This window comes from Streptomyces sp. CNZ287 (assembly GCF_007827615.1).
In genome coordinates, this window is sequence record NZ_VISV01000028.1 from 63,155 (window position 1) to 71,474 (window position 8,320).

Annotated in this window: 11 protein-coding genes; 1 reads left to right on the top strand and 10 read right to left on the bottom strand. The window is 72.6% G+C overall.

Features of this window, described 5'->3' with window-relative positions:
- The 6 genes from FB457_RS33130 to FB457_RS33155 form a co-directional block, all read right to left on the bottom strand.
- Positions 1 to 1,026, bottom strand: coding sequence for a glycosyltransferase family 2 protein (locus FB457_RS33130; RefSeq protein WP_078898249.1), 1,026 nt, complete (start codon positions 1,024 to 1,026; stop codon positions 1 to 3).
- A 153-nt stretch (positions 1,027 to 1,179) separates the two neighbouring features.
- Entirely contained in the window at positions 1,180 to 1,545 is a 366-nt protein-coding gene (locus FB457_RS33135) for a HEAT repeat domain-containing protein (protein ID WP_047016134.1), read from the bottom strand.
- The gene (locus tag FB457_RS33140) at positions 1,527 to 1,850 is read right to left on the bottom strand and encodes a hypothetical protein (protein WP_145784267.1); all 324 of its coding nucleotides are present in this window, start codon (positions 1,848 to 1,850) and stop codon (positions 1,527 to 1,529) included. The genes FB457_RS33135 and FB457_RS33140 overlap by 19 nt, the downstream gene beginning before the upstream one ends.
- Positions 1,838 to 2,659 (bottom strand): HNH endonuclease family protein, encoded by an 822-nt coding sequence (locus FB457_RS33145; RefSeq protein WP_145784269.1) that lies wholly within the window; start codon positions 2,657 to 2,659, stop codon positions 1,838 to 1,840. Before FB457_RS33145 ends, FB457_RS33140 begins: the two co-directional genes overlap by 13 nt.
- A gap of 78 nt (positions 2,660 to 2,737) precedes the next feature.
- Positions 2,738 to 4,249, bottom strand: coding sequence for a family 43 glycosylhydrolase (locus FB457_RS33150; RefSeq protein WP_047016137.1), 1,512 nt, complete (start codon positions 4,247 to 4,249; stop codon positions 2,738 to 2,740).
- A 74-nt stretch (positions 4,250 to 4,323) separates the two neighbouring features.
- Complete coding sequence (locus tag FB457_RS33155; RefSeq protein WP_145784270.1) at positions 4,324 to 5,487, bottom strand: MFS transporter; 1,164 nt, start codon at positions 5,485 to 5,487, stop codon at positions 4,324 to 4,326.
- A gap of 91 nt (positions 5,488 to 5,578) precedes the next feature.
- On the opposite strand from FB457_RS33155, the gene FB457_RS33160 reads away from it, so the two are divergent.
- The gene (locus tag FB457_RS33160) at positions 5,579 to 5,914 is read left to right on the top strand and encodes an ArsR/SmtB family transcription factor (RefSeq protein ID WP_047016139.1); all 336 of its coding nucleotides are present in this window, start codon (positions 5,579 to 5,581) and stop codon (positions 5,912 to 5,914) included.
- Here the strand turns inward: FB457_RS33160 and FB457_RS36600 are convergent.
- The 4 genes from FB457_RS36600 to FB457_RS33175 form a co-directional block, all read right to left on the bottom strand.
- Positions 5,901 to 6,089 carry an ArsR/SmtB family transcription factor gene (locus FB457_RS36600; protein ID WP_253911229.1) on the bottom strand — a complete coding sequence of 63 codons (189 nt, stop codon included), beginning with the start codon at positions 6,087 to 6,089 and terminating at the stop codon, positions 5,901 to 5,903. The genes FB457_RS33160 and FB457_RS36600 overlap by 14 nt on opposite strands.
- A 75-nt stretch (positions 6,090 to 6,164) precedes the next feature.
- Positions 6,165 to 6,893, bottom strand: a complete 729-nt coding sequence (locus tag FB457_RS33165; RefSeq protein WP_486589227.1) for a transcriptional regulator — start codon at positions 6,891 to 6,893, stop codon at positions 6,165 to 6,167.
- A 100-nt stretch (positions 6,894 to 6,993) separates the two neighbouring features.
- Entirely contained in the window at positions 6,994 to 7,239 is a 246-nt protein-coding gene (locus FB457_RS33170; RefSeq protein ID WP_047016140.1) for a DUF397 domain-containing protein, read from the bottom strand.
- Positions 7,236 to 8,081 (bottom strand): helix-turn-helix domain-containing protein, encoded by an 846-nt coding sequence (locus FB457_RS33175; RefSeq protein WP_047016141.1) that lies wholly within the window; start codon positions 8,079 to 8,081, stop codon positions 7,236 to 7,238. The genes FB457_RS33170 and FB457_RS33175 overlap by 4 nt, the downstream gene beginning before the upstream one ends.
- Positions 8,082 to 8,320 lie beyond the last annotated feature (239 nt).

The window sequence follows — 8,320 nt, forward strand, 5'->3', positions numbered from 1 at the left end:
TCAGGCGACCCTTTCCGGCTTTCCCGTCCTGTCCTGCGTGCCCTGCCCGCCCGGCTTCCCGGGCTTCCCCCGCCCCGACGCGCGCAGTTGCCGCAGCATGCGGGCGCGCTGCTCGTCCATGCCGCGCAGGGTCTCCTCCAGCACGTCCTGCGGCATCCGCCGCAGCGCCTCGGCGGAGGCGCGCTCCAGGCGCCTGGCGAGGCCCGGCTCCAGGCGTTCGGAGTTGCCGCGGTGAAAGGCGATGAGGGCGCAGTACGTCCGTACCGCCTTGGGCAGGAAGCGGTCGGCGTCCGGGTCGGCGAGGACGGCGTCGAGCATCGCGTCGTGCGCGGGGATGAAGTCGAGCTGGCGGTCGTCGCTGATCTGCGTGAGGGAGGTCTTGACGCCGCGCCGGTAGAAGACCCCGAGCAGGCCGGTGACGGCGAAGGTCTCGGCGGTCAGGTGGAGCATCCACGTCCACAGCCGGTCCTCGGCGGTGCGCAGTTCGGCGGCGAAGCGCCCGGCGCCGTCCTTGAAGAGACGGCGGTGGTAGATGCCGGCCCAGACGAAGGGATAGTCGACCATCGTTTCGAGATTGGCCTGACCGATCCCGTCGCGGGCCGCGAGTATCGTGTCGCGGCGCCGCGCGGGCGCGCGCCGCACGACGCGGTCGCGCCCGTTGGACTGCACGTGGTCGACGCGCACGAAGTCGGTGCCGTACCGGTCCATGGCGGCGATGAGGTCGTCCAGGTACCCCGGCGCGTACCAGTCGTCGCCGTCGAGGAACGTCAGATAGTCGCCTCTGGCGGCGTCGATGCCGCTGTTACGGGCCCGTGCGATGCCCTGGTTGGTCTCGTGCCGGATCACCCGTGCACCGGGCAGCGTCTTCGCGGCGCGGTCGACTATCTGCGGGGTGGCATCCGTCGAGCAGTCGTCGACGAGGATGAACTCCCGGCCGGAACGGGCGTTGCGGGCCAGGCTGCGCAGGGTGTCCTGGGCGAAGTCCTGCACGTTGTGAAAGGGCACGATGACCGACAGTTTGGGCACTTCGCAAGGCTAGGCGCGCGGTCATTGAAGCGGTTGCCGCCGAGGAGTCCAGCGGGTGAATTCTCGGTGCCCGGTGAGCAAACGTGTGCCGTTCCTCCGGCTTCGTACGGGGCGCCGTATCTCCTCGCGCCACCGAGGGCGATAGGGGGCCTGTCACCCGAACCCGGGGTCGCCGGCCGCGAGCGCGTGCACGGCCGCGAGGCGCACCTGCGGCTCCGGGGAGCCGAGCAGCCCGTGCAGCAGGGCGCCGGCCTCGTCGTACGGGTCGCCGGCGGGCGCGCGCGTACGCGCCTCGCCGAGGGCCAGCACCAGGTCGAGGCGGCTCACCAGGTCGGGCTCCGCCCGCCAGCGGTCCAGCAGCGCGGGCAGCAGGACCTCGCCGGGACTGGCGCAGGATCCCGCGATGCCGGCCGCGGCCCGGCGGATCTCCGGATCCGGGTCGGCCAGCAGGCCGAGGACGCCGGGCAGCGCCCGGTCCCACGCGGCCGGCCAGCCGGGCGTCAGGAAGCGTTCCTCCACCCGCCCCGCCCCCGCCCGAGCATCACGACCAGATCCAGCACCGCGGCCCTGCACCGCACGTGCGGCGCGGCGGCGAGCCGGAGCAGGAAGGACAGCGCGGCCGGGGCGGCGGGGCAGATCCAGCCGCCCTGGTGGAACAGGACGTTCTCCAGGTCGTACGCCGCCGCTTCCGCGTCCGCGCGGTCCGCCCCGGCGCAGCGGCGCAGCAGCCCGGGTACGTCCCCGGCGGTGCCGTAGTTGTGCCGCAGCCCCGCCCCGTCGGCGTCCGCCAGCCCTTCCCACAAGCCCGGTGTCACGTCCCGCACTGCTGCCGCAGCGTCTCCTTGTCAGCCGCCGTCACCGGCATCTCGTACTTGAACGCGACCTGCGCGAACCGTACGCCGTACGCGCAGCGGATCCCCTCGGCCGGCGGCAGCCACTCCTCCGGCCCCGAGTCGCCCTTCGAGGAGTTGGTGTCGCCGTCGACCGCGAGGAGGTTCAGCGGGTCGTTCGCCAACTGCTCCCGCTTCTCCTCCGCCCACGTCGCCGCGCCCATCTGCCACGCGTACGACAACGGCACCACGTGGTCTATCTGCACGTCCATCGAGGTGGACGGGCCGCGTTCGAACGCTATGTCCTTGCCGGCGTACGGGTCCGCCAGCTCCATCGCCGCCACCACGCAGTCGTCGCCGCTCTCCATCCGGACGTCCCGGCCGTCGCGGCGCAGCAGGTCGTTGCGGGTGTCGCAGCCGTTGCCCGCCAGCGGCACGCCGGTCGCGGTGTCCATCCAGGCGTAGCCGAACTCGTCGCGGTCGTAACCGGAACCGGAGCCGCGACTCTCGGTGGCCAGGCGGCCGATGACGCCCAGGGCCGCCTCGCGGTTGGCGGCGGAGGTGAGGGGGGCCAGGCCGGGGGCGGTGCCGTCGGGGTTGTCGAGGGGGGAGGTTCCGCGGCCGGGAGCGCCGGGGCTGCCGGAGCCGCCGGAGCCGCCCGGACTGCCGGGGCTCGCGGGGGCGTTGTCGGCGGGTGGCTTGTCCACCCGGTCCTCCGCGGTGTCGCAGCCCGCGGTGAAGGTCACGGTCACGGCCGAGGCGGCGGCGAGGAGCGGCGGCAGCAGGCGGCGTATTCGTATCACGGCACTCGCACTTCACGTCGGGGCCGGGACCGCGGCCGGGCCCCGGCTCCGCATGCTAACGGCCACCCGCCGGGCCGCCTACGGGTAGACCTCCGCCCGGTCGACGGAGACGAACGCCGCGCCCGAACTCGGGTTCTTCTCGCCGGTCACCCGGATCCGTACCGTGTGCTCGCCGCGCGGCAGCACCGGGCTCACCCACTGCAACTGCTCGCCGACGCGCGGGCTGCCGTAGTAGTCGACGCGCTGCTCCGGGCCGCCGTCGACGGAGATCGCGGCGATGCCGTTGCCGGTGTCCTTGACCGACAGCAGCGCCAGCCGCGTACCGGTGAAGCGGAACGCCGCCGTCGCGCCGGGCTCCGCGCTCCAGTGGTCGTTGCCCCAGAAGCACTGCACGGCGCAGCCGCTGCCGGAGTTCCAGTTGCCGGTGTACGTCACCTGCGGATCGGTGTCGTTGATGGCCGTGGTGCCGGGGCCCGGGTCGCCGGCCGGCAGGTCGATGGTCGCGCCCGCGGCCACGGGGGTGCCGAGGTCGGGGCGGCCGTCGGCGGTCCAGCCGATCTTCTGCACCCGGGTGGTGCGCCAACTGTAGGTGTAGGTCGTGGTGTTCTTCGCGTGGTACGCGATCCAGTCCTGGCTGCCGTCCGGTGACTTGAAGAAGAAGTGGTGCCCGGGGCCGTAGACGCCCGCACCGTTGTTGCGCGAGAACATCGGGCCCGGCTCCTGCCGCCAGGCGGCGGGGTCGAGCGGGTTGGCGCCGGGGGCGAGGGACTTGGCCCAGATCGCGTAGTCGGGCTTGCCGGTGTCGCAGGCGGAGTACGTGAGGTAGAGGCGGCCGGCCGCGTTGTGGAGCGGGGTGGGGCCCTCGCGCACCTCGGGGCAGTTGCCGTCCGCGGGGAGGTAGACGCGGCCGCCGGAGAGGGTCCAGGGGTTGGACATGGGGGCGACGAAGAGCTGGTTGCCGACGCCGTCGTCGCGCTGGCCGCTCCACGCGAAGTAGAGCTTGCCGTTGTGCCGGAAGGGCTCGCCGTCGATGGCCCAGCGGTCGTTGCCGGAGTCGGCGACCTTGGCCTTGAAGTGGTACGGGCCGAGCGGGTCGTTGCCCTCGGACTCCAGCACGTACATGCGGTGGGCGGCGTCGTTGCCGTCGCTGGCGGTGTAGTAGAGGTACCAGCGGCCGCCGTCCTTGAGGAGTCCCGGCGCCCAGATCTGCTGGTTGCGGGAGGGGTCGCTGTCGCGCCAGACCTCGTGCGGGGAGGCGGTGAGGAGGGTCGCGACGGAGGGGGACTTCCACATGCGGATGGCGTCGCCCTGGGTGGTGGCGACGTAGTAGTTGCCCTGGTGGGTGACGAGGGTGGGGTCGGCGCCGGTGTTGACGGGGTTGCGGAACTGGCCGGCGGCGGCGGGTTTGGCTGCCGGGGCGGCGGCTGCCGTGGCTGCCGTGGCGCGTTCGGCGGCGGCAGCGGTGCTGTCGGTGGCCGGGGCTTCGTCGGCGGCCGCCGGCCCGAGGCCGGCCGGCACGGCGACCGCGAGCAGCGTCGCGGCCAGGGCCGGCCAGCGCCGGCGGCGGAGTCTGCGTACGGCGTGGGTCACGGTGTGTACCTTCCGTGCGGTGCCTGTGGGGGTGTGGTGCGCAGGAGGGTGTCAGGAGGTTTGTAGCGGAGATTTCAACGTTGTACAACCCGTCGCGGCGTCCGCGTCCGCGACGTACCCAGATGCCACAGCAGTGCCACGCCCGTGACCCCCGCGGCCACGGGACCCAGCCCCGCGGGGCTCAGCCCGAACCACTCCTGCGCCAGCCCGCCGAGACCGCCGCCCAGCGCCATCCCCGCGTACAGCGCCGAGGAGTTGAGCCCGAGCAGGACCGGCGCGGCGGCCGGGCCGAGCGCGACGAGCCGGTGCTGCTGCGGTACGACGACGAAGCCCACGGCCGCGCCCCAGACCGCCGCCCAGAGCAGCGCGGGTATGAGCGCGCGGGTGGCGAGGGGGGTGAGCGCGAGCGCGAGGACCGCGAGGGCGAGCGGTCCGGTGAGGACACGCGCGGGGTCGCGGCGGTCGACGAGCCGCCCGGCGGCCGTGTTCCCGGCCAGCACACCGATCCCCCAGGCCAGCAGGACCAGCGTCAGCAGCGTCTCGTCGCCGTCGGTCGCGTCGCGGAGGGCGGGGGCGACGTAGGTGTAGAGCGTGTACGTGCCGAGGAAGGCCAGCGTCGTCACGGCCAGCAGCGCCGGCACCCGCCCGCCCCGCGCGAGCGGCCGCAGCCGGTCGGCGAGCGTGGCGGGCGGCAGCCGTACGGCGGGCAGCCCGACGGCGACGCCGCCCGCCGCCACCAGCCCGGTCCCCGCGACGGCCCAGAGCGTGACGCGCCAGTCCGCGCTGCCGATCAGCGTGCCGAGCGGCAGCCCGAGCGCGGTCGCCAGCGTCAGCCCGCCGAGCACGAACGCCAGTGCCCGGCCGCGGCGTTCGGGCGGCACGATCGCGGCGGCGGTGCCGGAGGCGGCGGAGTTGATGACACCGGCACCCACGGCGGTGACGACGCGGGCGGCCATGGCGGTCCCGTAGCCGGGGGCCAGGGCGGTGGCGGCGTTGCCGGCGACGAAGACGCCGAGCGCGATCAGCAGCGTCGCACGCCGGTCGAGCCCGCCGGTGAGCGCCCCGACGACCGGCGCGGACACGGCCATCGTCAGCGCGAAGACCGTCACGAGCTGGCCGGCCGCGGGGGTGGAGACCCCGAGGTCGGCGGCGATGGCGGGGAGGAGTCCGGCGATGACGTAGCTGTCGGTGCCGACGGCGAACGTCGCGAGGGCGAGGGGCAGGAGCTGTCTGGTCACGGGACGGCACCGTAGCCAATACATGGATACTTGTCCATGTATCAATGTGTGGGTAGGCTGCGGGCAGCCCCCGGAGGGAGTACGGAAGACGATGCGCGAGGTGTCCCAGCCCGCGGCCGAGGCGATCCGCATGGTGGACGTGCTGCGCGCGCTCGCCGACCCGGTGCGGCTGGAGGTCGTGCTAAGGCTCGCGGCGACGGGCGAGGAGAGCTGCACCGCCATCGGCGGCGATCTCGACGTCCACCAGACGACGATGTCCCACCACTACCGCGTGCTGCGGGAGGCGGGCGTGACCTGGACGACGGTCCGGGGCCGGACGAGACTGGTGCGGCTGCGGCGGGACGACCTGGACTCCCTGTTCCCGGGCCTGCTGGACTCGGTGCTGAACGGAGCAGCGGCTTCAGACGACGCCGTCACCCGCCGCTGAGCAGGGCCTCGCCCAGGTCCGTACGCCGGTGCAGCACGCGGTGTCCGCGCCGCTCGGACCGTACGAGCCCGGCCTCGCGCAGGACGGCGGCGTGCCGGCTGGCGCTGGCGGGCGCGACGTACAGGGCGTCGGCGATGCGGCCGGTGGACATGGGCCGGTCGAGGACTTCCAGCACGCGGGCGCGGGTGAGACCGATGAGCCGGACCAGGGAGTCGCCCTTGTCCGCCGGGGCGCTCTCGGCCGCGGGCAGCTACCCGGGGGCGGGGGTGAGCGGATAGACGAGCACGGGCGGCAGCTCGGGGTCGGCGAGCGCGACGGGCCTGCGGGTGCAGAAGAACGACGGGATCAGCGTCAACGGCCGCCCGTCGAGGGCGAATCCCCTGCTCACCGGGTACACACACTCCAGCCGGTCCCCGCGCCAGGTCACCTCGGGGGCGAAGCTCGCCAGCAGCCCCTCCGCCCCCTCCCGCAGGGCGGCCTCGGCCCGTACGGGCCGATCGGCGGCGGCAGCCGACCGGATCGCCTCCCGGTACGGGGCCACGGCCACCGCGTAGTACCGCCGCACCGCGTCACCGAGCCGCCGCAGCGCGCCGGCGTCCCCGTCGGCCAGCCGCCGTACACCACGGGGTGGTTGGCCATGGGCACAGAGGAGCCCGATCTCCTTGCGCAACTGGGCCTTCGGGGTCCGCAGCACCTGCTCCAGCTCGGCATCCAGTGTCCGGCCGCCCCCGGCGCTGGGAGTCAGGAAGTCCGGAAAGTACGCGGCCTCGGGACACAGCAGCTGTAACGCCCCGAGGGTCTCCCCCAGCCCGGCGGCGGCCAGCTCGCCCCGCACCCGCCGCCGCCACGGATCCAGCGCGAGCGCGGCGTGCGCGGTCTGCAACGCCTGCAAGCTGAGGACGACTTCCCACATGGGACTGACGTCCCCGGCCGACCGCAGCCGGTTGAGATCGGCAGAAGTGAACTCGATGTGAAGCATGATTCCCCCGTGGATGAGACGTGCGACGCACGGCCGAAGTTGCACGGCAACTTCCCGTTCACACCGCCCCGTACGCCCACGAGGGCGCCACGGAGGGGGGTCAGAGCCCCCGGGCGAAGGCGACGAAGTCGGCCCAGGCGTCGGGGGTGAAGGCGAGCCGGGGGCCGGCCTTGTCCTTGGAGTCCCGCACGTGAACGACGGAGGGACAGGCGGCGACCTCGACGCAGTCGCCCGAACTGGTGCTGCTGTAGGTGGACTTGCGCCAGGAGACGGCGACCTCGATGCAGTTGTCGCCTGAGGGACTGCTGTAGCTGGACTTGAACCAGGCCAGGTCGGAGGTGTTCATAGCGCTCCTCGAATCCGCTGCAACAGGCTCACGGAATCCTCGGGGGTGAGAGCCTGCGCGCACATCCTGGCATACCGCTTCTGGAGCACACTCACAACTTTCGAGTCGGAGATCAACTGCCCGCTCTCCTGACCTTCGTTGTAAGCGTGCCAGTGGTTGTCCGGCGTCTCCAGCAGCACGATCGGGCCGTGCAACCCGGCGTGCGCCTCTCTCACCAGCGGCATGACCTGGATCTCGACATTCCGCAGCTCGGCCACCTCCAGAACATGGCCGATCAGGTCGCGGGTGACTTCCACGCCGCCAATCTGCCGCAGGAACAGGTGCTCTTCCAGGATGAAGCTGAACGCGGTGTCGGTCCGCTCACGCAACAACCGCTGCCGCTCGGCACGCGCTTCCCACTGCGCCTCAATGCGATCGTCACTCATCGGCGGCAACTGATTCATGAACGAGGACCGTGCGTAGACCTCCGTCTGCAACAGCCCAGGAATTAGCCGGCACTCGTACGTATAGAGACTGATCGCGTCCGTCTCCAGGTGGGCCCACGCCCGGAACCACCGCGCCAACCCTGGCCTTCGCACCACATGGGGCACCGACCTCCGCAGTACACCCGTGTCCCCGAGGACGGGCTCGGCCCGCTCCACGAAGTCGGGCGGTGGCATCCGGCGACCGCCTTCGATCGAGGCCACCGTGTGCTTCGAATAGCGCACGTGGCCCCCGAGCTGCTCCCGGCTCAACCCCGCGTGTTCGCGCAGCGCTTGGACCACCGCACCGAAGGTCCGCATGCTGTCCGACGGCTCCGGCTCACTCCCCAGCCCACTCGTCCCGGTCACATCCCCGGCCATCAGCGGCCACCTCCCACTCACCCGGCCCGCCTTGAACACCGTGCACGCGAATACTTACGTACAGTGACGATCACCGTCCATCCCCGCCCCTTCATACAGTTGGACACGTACGCGGACGGGCCAGGGCACTCCGAGCGGAGAAAATGGGCCGTAACTCGCGGTAACACCCCCCGATCCGGGCCGAATCAGCCCCTCAGCGCCGACTTTCACCCCTCCAGACGCACCCACCCACCGGCAGC

What these genes read in the sequence shown, in the direction of transcription:
- FB457_RS33165 (WP_486589227.1), bottom strand. Translation starts at nt 6,893, where the DNA reads ATGCTTCACATCGAGTTCACTTCTGCCGATCTCAACCGGCTGCGGTCG.
- FB457_RS33160 (WP_047016139.1), top strand. Translation starts at nt 5,579, where the DNA reads ATGCGCGAGGTGTCCCAGCCCGCGGCCGAGGCGATCCGCATGGTGGAC.
- FB457_RS33170 (WP_047016140.1), bottom strand. Translation starts at nt 7,239, where the DNA reads ATGAACACCTCCGACCTGGCCTGGTTCAAGTCCAGCTACAGCAGTCCC.
- FB457_RS33175 (WP_047016141.1), bottom strand. Translation starts at nt 8,081, where the DNA reads ATGGCCGGGGATGTGACCGGGACGAGTGGGCTGGGGAGTGAGCCGGAG.